Source organism: Sporosarcina beigongshangi (assembly GCF_033485195.1).
GTDB lineage: Bacteria > Bacillota > Bacilli > Bacillales_A > Planococcaceae > Sporosarcina > Sporosarcina beigongshangi.
In genome coordinates, this window is record NZ_JAWLIR010000004.1 from 124,637 (window position 1) to 142,282 (window position 17,646).

The 17,646-nt window shown below is 40.4% G+C and carries 15 protein-coding genes; 11 read left to right on the top strand and 4 right to left on the bottom strand.

Features of this window, described 5'->3' with window-relative positions:
- Positions 1 to 66 precede the first annotated feature (66 nt).
- The 4 genes from R2B77_RS02975 (at position 67) to R2B77_RS02990 (ending at position 6,820) form a co-directional block, all read left to right on the top strand.
- Positions 67 to 3,132: an efflux RND transporter permease subunit gene (locus tag R2B77_RS02975; protein WP_203246050.1), complete on the top strand. Its 3,066-nt coding sequence runs from the start codon at positions 67 to 69 to the stop codon at positions 3,130 to 3,132.
- A 98-nt stretch (positions 3,133 to 3,230) separates the two neighbouring features.
- Entirely contained in the window at positions 3,231 to 4,319 is a 1,089-nt protein-coding gene (locus R2B77_RS02980) for an SDR family oxidoreductase (RefSeq protein ID WP_203246051.1), read from the top strand.
- A 248-nt stretch (positions 4,320 to 4,567) separates the two neighbouring features.
- Positions 4,568 to 5,335 carry a TerC family protein gene (locus R2B77_RS02985; protein ID WP_212391064.1) on the top strand — a complete coding sequence of 256 codons (768 nt, stop codon included), beginning with the start codon at positions 4,568 to 4,570 and terminating at the stop codon, positions 5,333 to 5,335.
- Between the two features lie 135 nt (positions 5,336 to 5,470).
- Positions 5,471 to 6,820 carry a TrkH family potassium uptake protein gene (locus tag R2B77_RS02990; protein WP_212391066.1) on the top strand — a complete coding sequence of 450 codons (1,350 nt, stop codon included), beginning with the start codon at positions 5,471 to 5,473 and terminating at the stop codon, positions 6,818 to 6,820.
- Between the two features lie 45 nt (positions 6,821 to 6,865).
- Here R2B77_RS02990 and R2B77_RS02995 read toward each other — a convergent pair whose 3' ends face one another.
- Complete coding sequence (locus R2B77_RS02995; protein ID WP_203246052.1) at positions 6,866 to 8,626, bottom strand: B12-binding domain-containing radical SAM protein; 1,761 nt, start codon at positions 8,624 to 8,626, stop codon at positions 6,866 to 6,868.
- 191 nt (positions 8,627 to 8,817) lie between these two features.
- On the opposite strand from R2B77_RS02995, the gene R2B77_RS03000 reads away from it, so the two are divergent.
- Both R2B77_RS03000 and R2B77_RS03005 read left to right on the top strand, forming a co-directional pair.
- Positions 8,818 to 10,251 (top strand): ATP-binding protein, encoded by a 1,434-nt coding sequence (locus R2B77_RS03000; protein WP_203246053.1) that lies wholly within the window; start codon positions 8,818 to 8,820, stop codon positions 10,249 to 10,251.
- Between the two features lie 100 nt (positions 10,252 to 10,351).
- The gene (locus tag R2B77_RS03005; RefSeq protein ID WP_203246054.1) at positions 10,352 to 10,792 is read left to right on the top strand and encodes a MarR family winged helix-turn-helix transcriptional regulator; all 441 of its coding nucleotides are present in this window, start codon (positions 10,352 to 10,354) and stop codon (positions 10,790 to 10,792) included.
- 85 nt (positions 10,793 to 10,877) lie between these two features.
- Here the strand turns inward: R2B77_RS03005 and R2B77_RS03010 are convergent, their stop codons facing one another.
- Together R2B77_RS03010 and R2B77_RS03015 are read right to left on the bottom strand one after the other, a co-directional pair.
- A complete protein-coding gene (locus tag R2B77_RS03010; RefSeq protein WP_203246055.1) occupies positions 10,878 to 11,507 on the bottom strand; it encodes a hypothetical protein in 630 nt (209 codons plus the stop codon).
- Between the two features lie 48 nt (positions 11,508 to 11,555).
- Positions 11,556 to 11,753 (bottom strand): YkvS family protein, encoded by a 198-nt coding sequence (locus R2B77_RS03015; RefSeq protein WP_203246056.1) that lies wholly within the window; start codon positions 11,751 to 11,753, stop codon positions 11,556 to 11,558.
- Between the two features lie 245 nt (positions 11,754 to 11,998).
- On the opposite strand from R2B77_RS03015, the gene R2B77_RS03020 reads away from it, so the two are divergent.
- Both R2B77_RS03020 and R2B77_RS03025 read left to right on the top strand, forming a co-directional pair.
- Positions 11,999 to 12,154, top strand: coding sequence for a Spo0E family sporulation regulatory protein-aspartic acid phosphatase (locus R2B77_RS03020; protein ID WP_203246057.1), 156 nt, complete (start codon positions 11,999 to 12,001; stop codon positions 12,152 to 12,154).
- A gap of 265 nt (positions 12,155 to 12,419) precedes the next feature.
- Positions 12,420 to 13,286: an NAD(P)-dependent oxidoreductase gene (locus R2B77_RS03025; protein ID WP_322555642.1), complete on the top strand. Its 867-nt coding sequence runs from the start codon at positions 12,420 to 12,422 to the stop codon at positions 13,284 to 13,286.
- A 261-nt stretch (positions 13,287 to 13,547) separates the two neighbouring features.
- Here R2B77_RS03025 and R2B77_RS03030 read toward each other — a convergent pair whose 3' ends face one another.
- Positions 13,548 to 14,024, bottom strand: coding sequence for a YkyB family protein (locus tag R2B77_RS03030; RefSeq protein ID WP_203246058.1), 477 nt, complete (start codon positions 14,022 to 14,024; stop codon positions 13,548 to 13,550).
- Positions 14,025 to 14,307: 283 nt separating this feature from the next.
- On the opposite strand from R2B77_RS03030, the gene R2B77_RS03035 reads away from it, so the two are divergent.
- The 3 genes from R2B77_RS03035 (at position 14,308) to R2B77_RS03045 (ending at position 17,532) form a co-directional block, all read left to right on the top strand.
- Positions 14,308 to 16,362: a putative bifunctional diguanylate cyclase/phosphodiesterase gene (locus tag R2B77_RS03035; protein WP_203246059.1), complete on the top strand. Its 2,055-nt coding sequence runs from the start codon at positions 14,308 to 14,310 to the stop codon at positions 16,360 to 16,362.
- A gap of 114 nt (positions 16,363 to 16,476) precedes the next feature.
- Complete coding sequence (gene fadH / locus R2B77_RS03040) at positions 16,477 to 17,235, top strand: 2,4-dienoyl-CoA reductase (RefSeq protein ID WP_203246060.1); 759 nt, start codon at positions 16,477 to 16,479, stop codon at positions 17,233 to 17,235.
- A 63-nt stretch (positions 17,236 to 17,298) separates the two neighbouring features.
- Positions 17,299 to 17,532: a hypothetical protein gene (locus R2B77_RS03045; RefSeq protein ID WP_203246061.1), complete on the top strand. Its 234-nt coding sequence runs from the start codon at positions 17,299 to 17,301 to the stop codon at positions 17,530 to 17,532.
- The last annotated feature ends 114 nt before the right edge of the window (positions 17,533 to 17,646 follow it).

The following is a 17,646-nucleotide window of genomic DNA, read 5'->3' on the forward strand; positions in this document are numbered from 1 at the left end:
GTTTGAAGTTGATCTGTTCTTTCAATATGATTAACGAAATGGATAATTGAAGAAAGGGTCGTGCGTATGAAAATTAGTGATTTCTCTATAAAAAGACCTGTATTTACGATCGTGACCATGTTTCTCGTTATTATTCTTGGAGCTGTGTCATTTTTTCGCATTCCAGTTACGCTCATTCCAGAGCTGAATCCACCAATTGCGGTCGTTGTGTCAAGCTATCCGGGAGCATCACCGGCAGAAGTTAGTGAGAAATTAACGAAGCCGCTTGAAAATAGTTTGTCGACTGCTCCCGGATTGAAGTCGATGCAATCCTCATCGCAGGAAGGCTCGAACTTCATTTTGCTGATGTTCGATTGGTCGACGAATATTGACGATGTGCAGCTTGATATTATGCAGCGCGTGGATCAAGTGCCTGTTCCAGAAGGAGCCAATAAACCACGGTTTATGAAATTTGATCCGTCTCAGTTTCCGGTCATTCAGTTGTCGTTACGGGCTACAACAGATGAAGCTGATATTCGGAAAATTGCTGAGCAGCTGGAAACCGAATTGCGACGAACAGAAGGTGTTGCAAGTGTTACTGTGTCGGGAAAATTAGTAGAAGAAGTACAAATTATTTTAGATCAACAAAAGCTGGAGTCTAATGGGCTAATACAATCGGATATTGTCCAAATGATTCAAGCGAATCATGTGTCAATGCCGGGTGAGCCGATTGAGACGCAAGATGGCAAACAGCTGACGACTCGTATATTGAGTACTTTAACGACACTATCCGATATTGAAAATGTCATTGTGAGTACGAATCCGTTAACGGGGGACAAAATAACGATTGGGGACGTCGCGGATATCGCTCTTGTGGAAGCGGATTCGGCTACCACAACGCGTGCCAATGATCAGCGAGCCGTTCTGATGTCTGTCCTACAAGAATCAGGCTCAAACACAGCGGATGTTTCAACAGCCTTCAAAGAGGCGCTAGACACGCTACTTAAAAAGGATGAGTTTCAAGATGTTGAATCAGATATTTTGTTTGACCAAGGTGATTACGTCAAGCTAGCCATCAACAATATCGGTCAGTCTCTCGTTTTGGGCGGTATTTTCGCCATGCTTATTTTGTTCTTGTTCCTACGGGGCATAAAAAGTCCAATTATTATCGGGATTGCCATTCCTTATTCCGTCATTGTGACATTTGTGTTGATGTATTTTGCAAATTTCTCCCTCAATATTATGACGCTTGGTGCGCTAGCACTTGGTATTGGGATGTTAGTCGATAATGCCATTGTGGTCATTGAAAATATTGAAAGGCATTTAGCGATGGGCAAGGAGCCGAAACAGGCTGCATTTGATGGGACGAAAGAGGTTGGCGGAGCAATCACGGCTTCGACCTTGACGACATTAGCTGTTTTTGTACCGGTCATTTTCATCAGCGGCTTGATTGGTCAAATTTTTACGGAGTTTGCCTTAACGATTTCGTTTAGCTTGTTTGCGTCGCTCGTCGTCGCTTTGACAGTTGTGCCGATGATGGCCGGTCATTTATTGAAGAAGCCAAGAGGCAACATTGAAGCGCGAAGACGTCGCTCGAAAACGTTAGGCACCTTTGAAAGGTCAGTAAGGTGGGCATTGAAATACCGATTCTCAGTGTTGTTTGTGACAGTGGTTCTGCTTGTACTAAGTGGCTTTGGTTTATTCAAAGTAGGAACTGAATTTTTACCGGCAACGGACGAAGGGTTTGTGAGTATATCGGTGAAATTGCCGAATGGTTCCTCGCCAACAGCGACAGATGATGTAGTGAAACGCATTGAAGCGCAACTGAAGGACGAACCGGATGTGGAAGTGTATGTGAGCCTTGTCGGTGGTACGCAGGAAGGTTTGGCACAAGGCTCTTCGAAGGCGAATGTAGCGGAGATCTATGTTAAGCTTGTGCCGTTAGCAAATCGAGAGCGTTCCATTTTTGAATTCGTCGATGCTGTGCAGCCAAAAGTGCAGAAGGTAGTGGGTGAGGACGCGGAAATTGGCTTTGCTATGCAAACAGCGGCAGGATCCAGTCCAAATACCTTGACATTTGCATTGAATGATACGGATGAAGCGCGGTTGAATGAAGCTGTAATAGAGTTAAATGATGCGCTTGTGACACTGGATGCTGTCATGGAAGTAAAAAATAACTTACAAAATACGGTGGATGAAATTCAAATTGAAGTGGACCGTGAAAAGGCTTCTACTAAAGGCTTAACAGCCTATCAAATTGCACAAACAGTGAATAGTGTGACACGGGGGTCATTTGCTACACAGATTATTGGCGAAAATGATGCGGTATTTGGGGTTTATGTGCAATATGATGAGAAATACCGGAATAGCGTGGAGCAGTTGAGAAAATTGAAGCTGCGTACTTCGATGGGGACATTTGTATCGCTTGGGGAAGTGGCGAAAATCCATATTGCAGAAGGACCGGTGTCCATTCAACGCGTCGATCAAGCGCATTCAGTAACCTTTAATGTGAAATATGAGTCGTCGCAGACGCTTGGGGATATGACGAAGAAAGTGAATGAAGTGATTGCAGGGCTTGAGATGCCGGAGGAAATTGAACTGACGTATAGTGGCGACAGAGAATTATTTGATAGTGCCATTGATGACATGCTGATGGCATTAGCGCTTGCGGTAGTGCTCGTTTATATTGTGATGGCGGCACAGTTTGAATCATTCAAGTATCCGTTTGTCATTATGTTTTCTGTTCCTTTAATGGTCATAGGAGTAGCTGCGGGCTTGTATATGACAAGTACGCCCATTAGTGTGACGGCGATTATCGGGATTCTTGTTCTTGTTGGAATTGTCGTTAACAACGGGATTGTTCTTGTGGATTATATTAATCAGCGCAAGGAGGCAGGGCTTAGCTCATATGATGCGATCATTGCTTCAGTAAGGGATCGGGTGCGTCCTATTTTGATGACGGCTTTGACGACGATTCTAGGCTTGCTACCGCTAGCGCTTGGACTAGGGGAAGGAACAGAAATGAATCAGCCGATGGGCATTGCCGTCATAGGTGGCTTATTAAGTTCAACATTGCTGACACTGTATGTAGTGCCGATTATGTATAGCTTGTTTGATCGTGAAACAAGAAGGCGTGCAGTCACGAATAAATGATGAAGGAGCTTCCTGCAATGGGAGGCTCTTTTTGAATCTGAATATTCTTCCAATTACGAAGCGCTATTGTTAAACTAATAAAACAAGGGGGCGATTATGTGCAAACTCATTTTTTTACAGGGTTTCCTGGTTTCATCGCAACGGAATTGATTAAAGAATTGGTGCGTGTTGGTCAAGTTGAGAAGTTATACGCGGTGGTGCAAGCAAGTCAAGAGCAACTAGCGAAGGATAAGGCAGCTTCGATGATGATGGAGATGAATGTTGAGATTCCTTTTGACATCATTGTTGGAGACATTACGCAAGTGAATCTGGGGTTGACCAAACAGACCGTCAAACAGTTGTACGAAGAAACGTTGACGGTGTGGCATTTGGCAGCGATTTACGATTTAGCTGTCAAAGCGGAAATTGCTTGGGACGTCAATGTAGAGGGAACAAGACAAGTCAATGAGTTTATACGTAATCATCCGTCTATCACACGTTATATGTACTTCAGCACAGCTTATGTGGCAGGAAAACGAGAAGGATTGTTGCTTGAAACGGAATTGATTCGTCCGGCTGCTTTTAAAAATCATTACGAGGAAACGAAGTTTGAGGCAGAATTACTTGTGGAGGAATTGAAATCCGATGTAGCTGTAACGATTATCCGGCCGGGAATTGTACGTGGGCATTCGAAAACAGGTAAGACCATTAAGTTTGATGGACCCTATTTTTTTATGAACATGATTGATCGTCTAAAATGGATGCCTGTCATCCCGTATGTAGGAAAGACAACTGCGTGTATAAATGTTGTGCCGATTGACTATATTATTCATGCAACAGTCTTTCTCGCGAGTAAAATAGAGGCAGCAGGACAAACCATCCATTTAACAGATCCATCACCCCACCCAATTGAGGAAATTTATAGGGCAATGGTTGTGGAGCTGACGGGGAAAAAGCCAAAGGGAAGAATGCCGCAAGTGCTAGCTAGAACGGGGCTGTCTTCGATTTGGCTACAGCGCAAACTAGGTGTTGAAGCAGAAACGATTGACTATTTAATGTGGAATGCCACATTTGATACAATGATTGCCCAAAAGCTACTTGAAGGAAGTGGCATCAGTTGTGCTGACTTTCTCCAATCCATTCCATCTATGACAGCATTCTATAAGGAAAATAAAGATAATCCTGATTTTCATATTAAAATCGGATAAGCTATTGTTTTACTTTTAGGATTGAGGTGGTATAATAAAACAAAAGTACCCAACAACTTAATAACTTTTGACATCATGTCAAGGGGGAGTAGCTTTAGGGAAACCTATTTCATAGTCGTCAATACATGGCTGACGCCATCGGTTATGATAGCTAGATTTTTGAAAATCAAAATTCTGACTTAGCGAGACCTTTGCCTTTTATTAGGTGAGGGTCTTTTTTGTTTGAAAAAAGTGTAGGAGGAATGGATTTGGAAGCAATATTATTGGAATACGCATGGGTACTCGTTGTACTGATTGTACTCGAGGGATTATTGGCAGCAGATAATGCGGTAGTTATGGCGGTTATGGTGAAGCATTTACCGCGTGAACAACAAAAGAAAGCCCTATTTTACGGATTATTAGGTGCATTTGTGTTCCGGTTTGCTGCGTTATTTATGATTACATTACTTGTAGATATTTGGCAAATACAGGCATTAGGAGCTGCATATCTGTTATTCATATCCATTAAAAGTCTTCTAGACCAGAGAAAGAATACAGATGAAGATCCTGAAAAAGATGAAAAATCTCGTAAAGGTTCTGGTTTCTGGATGACTGTATTGAAGGTAGAACTTGCAGATATCGCATTTGCATTAGACTCGATGCTAGCTGCGGTTGCGCTGGCAATCACACTTCCAGCGCTAGGTGATTTCGATATAGGTGGCATTAATGGCGGTCAATTTACCGTTATGCTATTGGGTGGTATTATCGGATTGATCATTATGCGTTTCGCAGCTCGTCAGTTCGTTGTCTTGTTAGAGAAATTCCCATCATTAGAAACAGCAGCCTTTTTGATTGTTGGTTGGGTAGGTATCAAATTGGTCGTTCTTACGTTAGCGCATCCAAAATTACAAATCATTGACGTAGGTTTTCCACATTCGACTGGATGGAAATTGACATTTTGGATTGTCCTTGTAGGAATTGTTATTGGTGGTTATTTGTTTGGTGTGAGGAATAGTCGTAAGGAAAATAAAAAATAATATACATGAAGAGGATGCCGTGAATCGTATACGGCATCTTTTTTTCTTTTTTTTTAGTTTCTACTATCATTTTTGCATCGACTTCTCTAAAATGGGTACAACAGCTTTGAATGGTTGAAAGGATAGGCGATACAGTTGAAATTCACACGTGAAAATTTTCGTAGATTCACACCAGCACAAATTATTGTTTTTTATTATTTTCTAGCTATTGCCTTTTCGGTTCTTTTGTTGAATTTACCAGGCGTTTATAAGCCGGGAGTCAAGGTTAGTTTCATTGATAGTCTTTTTACAGCCGTTAGTGCGGTTAGTGTTACGGGGCTAACGACGATTAACATTTGGGATACGTATACGGTTTTCGGGCTCTGTATGATTATAGTTGTACTTCAATTTGGTGGTATTGGCATTATGTCGATTGGCACATTTTTTTGGTTAATTGTTAAAAAGCGAATCGGTCTACGCGAACGTCAGTTGATTATGGTTGACCATAACCAATATAGCTTGGCGGGGGTTGTGCATCTTATAAGGGAAATCGTTAAGATTATCTTTTTGATTGAAATTATAGGTAGCTTAATTTTAACTGCTTATATGCTGCAGTTTTACGATACGTTTGGTGAAGCACTTCTGAATGGTACTTTTTTGGCGGTATCGGCAACTACTAATGCTGGATTTGATATTACGGGTGCATCACTTGTTCCTTATTTTAATGACTATTTTGTTCAATCGGTGACGATGATTTTGATTATGTTAGGTGCTATTGGCTTTCCTGTCTTAATCGAGGTGAAAAGTTATTTTTCGAAAAAGGTACCGAATTTCCGTTTTTCCTTATTTACTAAAATAACGACCGTGACATTTGGCCTCCTGCTAGTTTGGGGGACACTGATGATTTTTATATTGGAATCTTTTCATTCCTTCAAAGGGATGACGTGGCATGAAAAATTCTTTACGTCGTTATTTCACTCGGTGTCATCTAGGTCTGCTGGGTTGACAACGCATGATATCACGCACTTTAGTGAAGCAACGGACATTTTCATTAGTTCATTGATGTTTATCGGTGCATCGCCAAGCTCGGTCGGGGGTGGTATTCGGACGACAACTTTTGCGATAGCTATTCTATTTCTCGTTAACTTTGCACGGGGGCATGAAGTGATTAACGTGTTCAACAGGGAAATTAAGCTAATAGATGTGTTTCGTTCGTATGCGGTTATTATCGTTGCAGTTGTTATGGTCATGACTGCATTGCTAATTTTACTCATTACAGAACCGGGCGTCCCGGCGGTGGCATTATTATTTGAAATCACATCTGCCTTCGGTACATGCGGTATGTCACTCGGCATCACGTCGGATCTTTCGAGTACCGGGAAATTAATAATTATGGCATTAATGTTCATCGGGCGAGTGGGGCTCATCTCATTCCTCTATACACTAGGAGGGAAAACGAAAAAACCACATTATCGCTTCCCGAAAGAGCGTGTGATTATTGGCTGAAAAACAAGGCTGTCCCTTGGATTGGGAACAGCCTTGTTTTGTATTTTATTTATTTGACGAAACAGCTACGACATGATCAAAAAACAGAAACACAGGCTGCTCTCCATGCCTAAACACAGTCACAAGATAGCCAGACGTTTTTTCTACAATCCCGATTTCCGCATCCTTCGGGTTGACAGCGATCGGAGTGATAAATGTCTGTTTACGGATATTGCGGGCGGTTAAGTTGTAGGAAGCAAACGTTTCACCTAGGATATTTGGATTATTGAGCAATGATTGTTCGATTGCTACAAGCTCATCTGCCGGCATATCATCCTGCCACCACACTTTACGTGGTTGGAATTTATGATGCGCCAAGTAATCAAGTTTCATAAGACTCTGTGTGATGGTCATATCAGCTTGGCCATCTTCTTCTAAAAAATCGTTTAAACGGGTAAACAAATCTTCTAGCTGATGTCCGATTCTTGACCAGCCCTGCGTTTCCCAGTACGTCCCGAACTGTTGGAAGAAATCGAATGGTGTTTCAAAGACCTCGGATACGAGATATTCGACAGTGCGCGGTAAGCGATTGTCGTTCCAATACTTTTCGAGGACATCTTCTGTATGCTTGATGCGTATAATATCATCGAATGACAGCACATTGTTGGAGAATATCTCGTAAGGTGCTTCGTCGACAAATGTATAGCCATATTGCTCGGCTTGGATACGCAATCCAGTTCCACGTAGCAATTTTAAGAAGCCGAGCTGTAATTCCTCTGGTCGCATGGCGAAAACCTCATTGAATGTATTACGGAACGAAGCATAATCCTCTTCAGGCAATCCTGCGATTAAGTCTAAATGCTGGTCAATTTTCCCGCCTTCTTTGACCATTGTTACTGTACGGGACAATTTTTCAAAGTTTTGGCGTCGCTGAACAAGCTCATTCGTTAAATCGTTCGTAGACTGCACACCAATCTCAAAGCGGAATAATCCAGCAGGCGCATTTTCATTCAAAAAATGGATGACCTCCGGGCGCATAATATCTCCCGTAATTTCAAACTGGAAAACCGTACCTGGCACATGTTCATCAATTAAAAATTGAAACATTTCCATGGCGTAGCTTCTGCTAATATTGAATGTTCGATCGACAAACTTGATGGTTTTGGCACCATTCGCCATTAAATAGCGGATATCGTCTTTAATGGCATCCCGATTGAAGTAGCGAACGCCGACTTCGATGGAAGACAGACAAAACTGGCAAGAAAATGGACAGCCACGGCTTGTTTCGATATACGTTACGCGTTTGTTGAGTTCTGGTATATCTTCTGCAAAACGAAAAGGGCTAGGTAGCTCACGCAAATCCAGTTTAGGCCCAGGGGCTGTAATTTTTAATTGGTTATCCTTATGATAGGCAATCCCCTGAACAGTCGAAATATCTTCCTTTCCCGCATAGACATCCAACAACTGTTTGAAGGTTCTTTCTCCCTCTCCGATGACAATCACATCGATTTCTGGTACACGCTCTAACCAATAATCGTAGTCATACATGACTTCAGGACCACCTGCAATAATTTTGACATCTGGTTTTACTTTTTTGAGCATACGTATTACTTTAATCGTTTCTTCAATGTTCCAGATATATAGACTGAATCCGACAACGTCAGGTGTTTTTTGATATAAATCTGATACGATATTTATCGTAGGATCCTTAATTGTGTATTCAGCAAGCGTCGAATTATACTCCGGTAATGCATATGATTTCAAATAGCGGATAGCGATATTAGTATGAATGTATTTCGCATTTAACGTCGAAAGTATGATGTTCATTGTTTAAGTCCTCTTTTCTATTATAATCACTACTCTTTGTTCATTTTCTAAGTTGGGTAGAAAGGTCTATATCCAACGCATTAACAATATGGAATAATCAGAATTAGTGGCGTTTTGCATAATTTTGACCTTTCTGCATGAATCATTGCTATTTTTCATACTGTCTTGAAACAGGATCAGGAGGAATACACTTGAAATGTAAAAAGGAAAAAGTAATGAAGCATATACCTTTTTTATTGAATGATATAGAGAGACCCGGTGTAGTTTTTAATCTCGACGGTACATTGTTATTTGTGAATAATAAATTCGGTCAAGAATTTGGTGTTCAAGAATCGGAAAGTATTGAGCAGTTCATTGATAAACAATCTATAAAACAGTGGGATGAAGTTATCGGCTCCTTACATGAATGTGAAGAAAAAATAGTGGATATTAAAATCCAAACTGCATCTGGTAGTATACATGCTACAAAAGCACATCTAATGTATGTGGATGATGCTCATCAGATTGTTGCATTTTTTGACGTTCAGCACTATAACGATAATCTTGCTGGAAAAGCATATGTACATGCCTTTCATAATTCGGACAACTTCATGGTCGTTGTAGATCAGCAGGATATCATCCGTGAAGTCAACGATATGCACACTGCATTTTTTAATATGCCTAAAGATTATTTTGTGGGTAAGCATGCATCTGTACTTACAACATTATTTCAGAGTGACACCGAACTATTTCTTAAATATAAAAAAGACGTACACATATTTGGATATGTAGAAGAAACAAAAAGGTATGAGCAATCCGTTGACGATATAAGATACTATCATATATCTACCTTTTTCGATAGTAAAACAAAAATGTATTTGATACGCATGAATGATCGAACAGAGAAAGTGATTTTAGAGGAGCGCTTAGCACATTCCGGTTCACTGTCAACAGTAGGTGAATTGGCGGCTAGCATAGCCCATGAAATTAGAAACCCGATGACGACACTAAAAGGCTTCGTCCAATTACTAAAGCTATCTGCCGATGGCGATGCGATAAAATACCTTGCAGTTATTGAAGGTGAAGTCACAAGAATGGAATCGATATTGAGTGAGATGCTCATTCTTTCTAAGCCTGGCTTGAATAAAAAGACGTTACTTTCCCTTGAAGTGTTAGTAGCTGATATGGTTCAGATCATGCAGCCAAAAGCGATATTGGAAGGGATTTCCATCGAGCAAAAAGTGACATGCGTTCAAAATACATTGATGAATGCTGATGCTGACAAAATGAAGCAAGTACTACTTAACCTCTTTAAAAATGCTTTTGAAGCAATGTCCCCTGGCGGAATTTTAACGACTACCATCGAGTCGGATAATTCGCAGCAACTCATCCTAAGTATCTCGGACACCGGAAAAGGAATGAATAATAATCAAATCAATCAGGTATTCATGCCTTTCTTTACAAGTAAGCCGGAAGGGACAGGGCTAGGTTTGCCATTTGTTCTTAAAGTAATCGAAGAACATGGTGGGACCATTTCAGTTGAAAGTGAGCTAGGTCAGGGGACGACCTTTATCGTAACATTTCCGCTCGTCATTGCCCATATGAAGAGTCCGGTTCAGGATGATAAAAAGTTATTGTCTTCCTGAGAGAATCGTTTCTAAACTTGTTTCTCTTTTGACAGAAGGGTGTCCTTACCGTTATAATGGTGGCGACTCTTGAGTGGGAAACAAAAGGTGGAACAGAAAAATGAAAACAGATACAGAACGTGCCTTAAAGTTGTTTATTGTCCTTTCGAGGGCAAGTAAAGTAATTTTGGAAGAGGCCAATATAACGAATAACAAACACGGACTGAATCCGACTGAATTTGCAGTCCTTGAACTCCTTTACCATAAGGGGAAACAGCCGATTCAGAAAATCGGTCAGAAAATTTTGCTGCGAAGCGGCTCAATGACGTATGTTGTTGATAAGCTGGAACAGCGTGGATTACTGGAACGCGTATTTTGCAAGGAAGATAAGCGCATCACATATATGTCGATTACCTCTAAAGGAATTGAATTAATGACTGCGATATTTCCCGAACATGCGGAGAATATTGAGTCAATTATGTCTGCGTTGACAGTAGAAGAACAAGAGCAGGCAATTGGTTTAATCCGAAAGTTAGGTTTATCGGTGAAAGATTTATCATGAAGAACGACATCTCACTTCAAAGAGTGTCGTTTTTTATTATGAAAAAGCCGTATGGAGAATTTCTCCATACGGCTTTTCAATTCATTTATTTCGATTCAATCGTTTCACCCATGTGCAGGAAGTTTTGGAAATGCTCTTTATTTGGAGAATCGAAAATAGTTAGTCTCACAATCATGCTTCCACGCTCAAAGACGATACCTGTAACAGATCCGTTAGCAAAAACTGTTGCATTCTCAATCCGGTCCCCAGTAGGAATAGCAGCGCTATCAGTCAATTCAGTTGGCGTGCCTTCTTCATTTGCCGCTTCAAGGATAGCTTTCATGTTTTCAACGAGGTGGTCATATGTGCCTTGCTCATTTACCATCGTTTCGATGCGCATGAATTGCGAACCGTCTGCGTCAAAGAATAGGGAATCCTTGCCAGGTTCTTCGCTTGTCAATGTATAGTCGGGAAGGACAGAAATTGTGTAGTTTTGTTCATCACTAGCAGTTACAATTGCCTCCTCCATTTCGTTATTCGATGCATCAGGTGTTTCGGATGCATCAGGTTCTGCTGGTTCTTGTTCATCCTCAGTAACTTTATCTGTTTCTTCTACTGGATTTGCAGATCCATTTGTTTTGCCATCAGTATTCTCCTTGCCAGTATCTGTACCGCATGCCGTAAGTAGTAAAGCGGTCGCGATTGCTGCGTATAAAAATTTCCATTTGCTCTTCATCGAAAACCCCTCCTATACTAAGTTGGACGTATGTAATCGTCTAATGTTTCATTCCTTAATTTGGCCTTCACCATGAATGATAGTATAACGCTTATGGTTGATGACAGTTTTTTCTTCCAGCTCAAGCTCTTCAAAGTTTTCCATATATGTGAGGTCTACAATGACTGAGTTTTCATTTACTTTTTCTACAATCCCTTGTAGGCCGTCTTTGAATTCAATAATATTGCCAACCGCTGCGATTAACATTATATAACAACTCCTTTGTGACTAGTCTAGTTTTGGCGTCAAAATGGCTGATTATCACTTTGGATTAATCGTTTATAGTGTGCCTTAAAAATAGTGTAACGTAAAGTGTTTTCAATATCTATCGTTTTTGACTGATTGTAAATTTTTTTTTGGAGAGTTGTCAATAAGTTTCGTCGCTTTTTAGATGTGGATTCCTGTATAATAGGGTTGTAGCTATATGTTATTCCATGGATGGAGGGGTTGTCTTGGAGCCTAGCTTGGAAGAAGAGATTGAAATGTTGCGTGAAGCTATGATGGGGGCAGCCGATAAAGAAGGTCTAACTGCTGATGAAACGCTTGAGTTTAGTAGAAAACTCGACAGCCTCATGAACCAGTTTGATAGGAACAAGGACTTTTTTTAACAGGGAAATGCTATCGTTTTTTGATCGTTTGAAAAATAAAAAATAATTATTTATAAAAGATGTTTAATGTGTCGAAAAGTGGGGGAAATTACTAATGAACACAGCAACATTCTCATTTCCCCCTTTTGAGGACGGTCCTTGTATATGGACTGTCCTCCTTTTTTATTTGTACGAGTCATCGTCTCGTATAGATATCATGATGGAAAATAAAATATTCTCTGATAAAATTGAAAGAAGCTAGAAATTTTATGTAGGGGGTATTTTGGTGGGAAATCGTAAAATTGCATTTATTGGTACGGGTGTTATGGGCGCGAGTATTGTCAGACACTTGCTACGTGAGAACTATGAGGTTGTTGTATTTACAAGGACGAAAGCAAAGGCAGAGCCACTGGTGGAGGCAGGTGCAGTTTGGGCGAACACAGTAGGCCAAGCAGTGATTGGGGCTAACGTGGTACTGACAATGGTTGGCTATCCAACAGATGTGGAAGAGGTTTATTTTGGCGAAGGTGGTATTTTCGCCAACGGGAAGGAAGATCAGATTGTCATCGACATGACGACATCTAGTCCAGCGCTTGCTAAACGTATTGCGGAGCAAGCTAACAAGCTGAAAATGGCTTCGATTGATGCGCCAGTATCCGGAGGAGATGTAGGTGCAAAAAATGGAACATTGTCAATCATGTGTGGTGGAGAGAAGCGAGTATTCGATGAGGTTTTGCCGATGCTTTCGATTTTTGGGAAGCAAATTGTCTACCAAGGTGTGGCGGGTGCTGGACAGCATACAAAAATGTGTAACCAAATTGCCATTGCAACGAATATGATTGGTGTTTGTGAGGCAATTGCCTATGGACAGCATGCAGGGCTTGATGCTGAAACCGTGTTAGCTTCTATTTCATCGGGTGCTGCAGGTTCTTGGTCTTTATCGAATTTAGCACCTCGCATGTTACAGGGAGATTTTGAGCCAGGATTTTACGTGAAACACTTTTTAAAGGATATGAATATCGCATTAGCAGAAGCAGAGGCAATGCAATTAAAGCTCCCAGGTCTTCAGCTTGCACGTGAGATGTATGAGCAACTCGTAGAACAGGGGTTTAGTGATAAAGGAACGCAGGCTCTTTACAAAAAATATCAATGATTTTAGATTTGTCGATTATCCTGTTGTGCATCATCTCCTGCCGCAAACCTCCAATGCTGAAGTGGAAAGTGCAGGTACTGAGAAAGAAAAGAAGTGATAACATTGTTAAAGTGTGTAAGTTCCCGCAGATACAATTTCGGGAACTATTGCACATTGAACAAAGCATTTACTTCTTAATTTTGCGTAACTTTTCTAAGAAATTGATAGGATTTAAAATAAGAAAGGGAACCACTCCGGAATTCGGTATGTGGTTCTCTTTTGTCATTTGCCGTCTAAGTAAGAAGAACGGAAGCTGCGACTATTTTGCATCGAATGTATCGATTTCTTTTGTTTTTGTACGACCTTTGGTTGTTTTTCGACCGTAGTTTTCGTCTGAGGGGAATCGACATAGAGGGAGAGAAGTTCGCGTGCTAGTTTTAGACTCATCCGTTCTTGTGGATTACGAGAAGTAGGGTCTTGTTGTCCGAGATGTGGAAGCGTGTTGAAGTCTTCTTTTTCTGGGATTGTATGGAAGAGGAAGTTGTCACAACGGACGAGAACAGTGGAATGCTGCTTACTGAATTTAGGGTTATCAACAAAATGTAATCCGACTTTTTCAGCTTTGCCTAAACGGATCAGTTTGTCGATGGCTTTCTTCTTTAAAGAGTATAATTGTTTATTATCAGGTGCCGTTTTTGCATGGCGATTCACTGTATAAATAGCAATGGCCAATTGTTGGGTAGAAAGATCGTTTGTCAAAAATAAACCTCCTTTGAAAACATAAATGATTACATATGTTCTGATAATAACAAGAATGTGAAGGAATGTACATCTTCCGACAAAATATTTTGTTGGAAATAGTCCATTTTGTTGTAAAAAACAGTATACTAGTATGAGTTGCATCAATATAGTATTAATATTGATACATACTTACCAGTCATAGGTGCAGACTATTAAGTAATGTAACGGGCAATGTATTTATGCATTGCTATCAAGAAATGTTGTTAACATTAGGATATTTGCGCAACAAATGGAGGTACTTATGGGAAATATTATCGTAAAAGATCATTTTGAAGAAATTATTGAGTCCTATATATTTGGGCATTCGTTTAATATGTTTGTACTCGTTGGTAAAACAAATCAGAATGATTTTGATGTAATTTACGCAAATGTATTGGCGATTGAGTACTTTGCGAAGGAAGTCAACCAATCGGCATCTGATTTTTTCGGGGAATTTTGGAAACCCGTTCTACGCACTTTAAAAAAACTCCCTATGGGCTCTGCATATAAAACTGAAATTGAAGTACTAAAAGATAAAGAAAGTATATTATTTGAAGTAGATTTACAGCATTATACAGATGAAAGTGGACAAGAATTTATTTGTATAGGGCTATGCGAACGATCGGACATTGTTGCGGAAAGAGAAAGTTCATTAATATTGGAACAAAAATATACATCTGTCATTGACCATAATCTCGATCCGATTATTACGATTGACAAAAATTTGAAAATCGTGAACGCTAATCGTGCAGTTCATCAATTATTTGGCTATCGCTTCAAAGAGCTTTCTGACCGTTCAATTTTGAATTTAATCGGTGAGGATGAATTGGAAGAATTTGAATTGAATTTCCTACGGGCATTACGTGGGGAGTCTTTTGAAATGGAAGGTTCAACACTATTTCACAAAAATGGTTACTTAATACCGACACATTTGAAAGCAATACCAGTCGTCGTTGAAATGGATGTTAAAGAAATACATCTGATTTTGCGTGATACAACTATTCATCGTGAAAATGATGAAAAACTTCTTTATTTATCGTATCACGATCAGTTAACAGGTTTATGGAATCGCCGGGCGATGAAAGAGCAATTTGTTGAAGAGGCGAATTTTGCATTGAAAAACAGTGAGCATTTGGCTGTAATTCATATCGGATTGGACCGTTTTAAACTGATTAACGAATCTCTTGGTCAAAACGGCGGAGACGAAATTTTGAAAATGGTGGCCGATCGGCTGAAAATGATTTCCCCTCCGTTAGCTAGGTTATATCGAAACAGTAGTGATGAGTTCATCGTTATTATGAAAAATCATTCAGTTGCTATTACAGAAAACTTTTCGCAAAAAATATTAAATGATTTTGGGAAGCCGTTTTATTATGATCATCAGGAATATTTTATCTCAGTATCGATTGGAATCTCAGTATATCCGGAAGATGGTCGAACGCTTGAGAAACTATTAAGAAAGTCGGAGCAGGCATTAAGCTATGTCAAGGAGCGTGGGCGTGCGCATTATCGCTTTTATCGCGTGGAGATGAATTCAGTGTTCCCTGATGAAGTATTAATGGAATCTCATTTGCGACGAGCGATTGAGTTGGATGAACTGACTGTTCATTACCAGCCGCAGGTCGATTTAAAAACAGGTCATATTGGCAGCTTTGAAGCACTTCTTCGATGGAACAACCGTAAATTTGGCTTTGTGTCTCCTGCGCATTTCATCCCAATTGCGGAGGAGTCTGGTCTGATTCATAGTATTGGTGATTGGGTATTGGATCAGGTTTGTAGTCAATTGAAGGAATGGCAGAACAAGCAGTTTAAACCGGTCCGAATTGCTGTCAATATTTCTCCAAAGCAATTTAGGATGGAAGATTTTGTAGGGAAAGTGAAAGAGAAAATCTCGACTTATGGCATTCGGTCTTCGTCACTTGAAGTAGAAATTACGGAAAGTGCATTGGTAAATATAAATGAGACGCTAACCATTTTGAATGAGTTGAAGGAGATTGGCATAGTTATCTCTGTAGATGATTTTGGAACGGGTTATTCTTCTCTTAGTTATTTGAAGCAATATCCGATTGATATTATCAAGATTGATCGGTCATTCATACAGGATATAGAAATTGATGTGAAAAATGAAGCCATTGCGAAAACAATTATCAATCTAGCCCATAATCTTGGGATGGAGGTTATTGCAGAGGGTGTCGAAAAGGATTTGCAGGCAAGCATTTTACTTGGAGCAAACTGTCAGAAAGCACAGGGCTTTTTATATAGTAAAGCGATTCCGGTAGATGAACTCGTGGAAAAATATTTTGCCTATAGCCGATAATTCCTCTTACGGACAGTGAGTACGATTCACTGTCCGTATTTTTGTTCTCGTCATGTGCAAAAGAACATGATACAATTATGAGTGAACACTCATTCATGTTAAGGGGGCATTGGTATGTTTACTGATAAGGTTATCATTGTAACGGGTGGATCGAATGGTATGGGGAAATATATGGCAAAAAGGTTTGCATCAGAAGGTGCAGAGGTCGTCATTACAGGTAGGGATTTGGATCGTCTCAAGGCTGCACAAGAGGAGATTGGCGACAACGCACATCCGTTCCAGATGGATGTACGAAATGTTGAATCGATCGAAGCGCTGATTGCTTTTACGGATGAGAAATTTGGTCGCATTGATGGACTTATTAACAATGCAGCAGGGAATTTTATTGTACGGGCAGAGGAGTTGTCAGCGAATGGCTGGAAATCTGTCATTGATATTGTGTTAAATGGTACGTTTTACTGTTCAAGTGCAGTCGGCAAGTACTGGATTGACAAAGGGCAAAAGGGAGCGATTTTGAATATGCTCGCGACATATGCTTGGGATGCAGGCCCTGGTGTCGTACATTCTGCGGCTGCAAAAGCTGGTGTAATGTCGTTAACCCGCACACTAGCTGTTGAATGGGGTCGAAGTTATGGCATCCGTGTTAACGGGATTGCACCAGGCCCGATTGATCGTACGGGCGGAGCAGAGAAGCTGTGGGAGTCCGAGCAAGCGGCAAAACGTACAATTGCATCGATTCCACTTGGCCGATTAGGTCAGCCGGAAGAAATCGCCGAACTTGCTGCGTTTATCATGTCTGATAAGGCATCGTATATGAATGGTGAAATTGTCACATTAGATGGTGGACAATGGCTGAATCAATATCCATTTTGAATGAATCAATTGAATAGCTTTACTAATTAAGCACATCCTTCTCTTAAAAGGAGTGATGGCTGAATGGACATCTGGGTTGTGCCGATGATAATTGTTGTTTTGATTATTTGTCTAATTGGTTTAATGTCAGCACGCAAAACGAGACAGCCAAATACGGTAGCGAATGGTCAAGATAGCGCTATTCCAGAAGTAATTGAAAATCATCCATTTACATTGAACCCGATTATTTGGGTCATTCTCGTCGCGGCTAGTTTTATATTCATTGTCATATTTTATTATGCAGCCTCTTCTAATTAGAAGGGGTTTTTTCAACCTGAGAACGTCGTGCCCTAAAAGTGCTTTGATTTCTGCTAAGTGCACAGAAATTAAGGCTAATTGAACCCTTTGCTGTTCGATTGTCAATGCAAAATC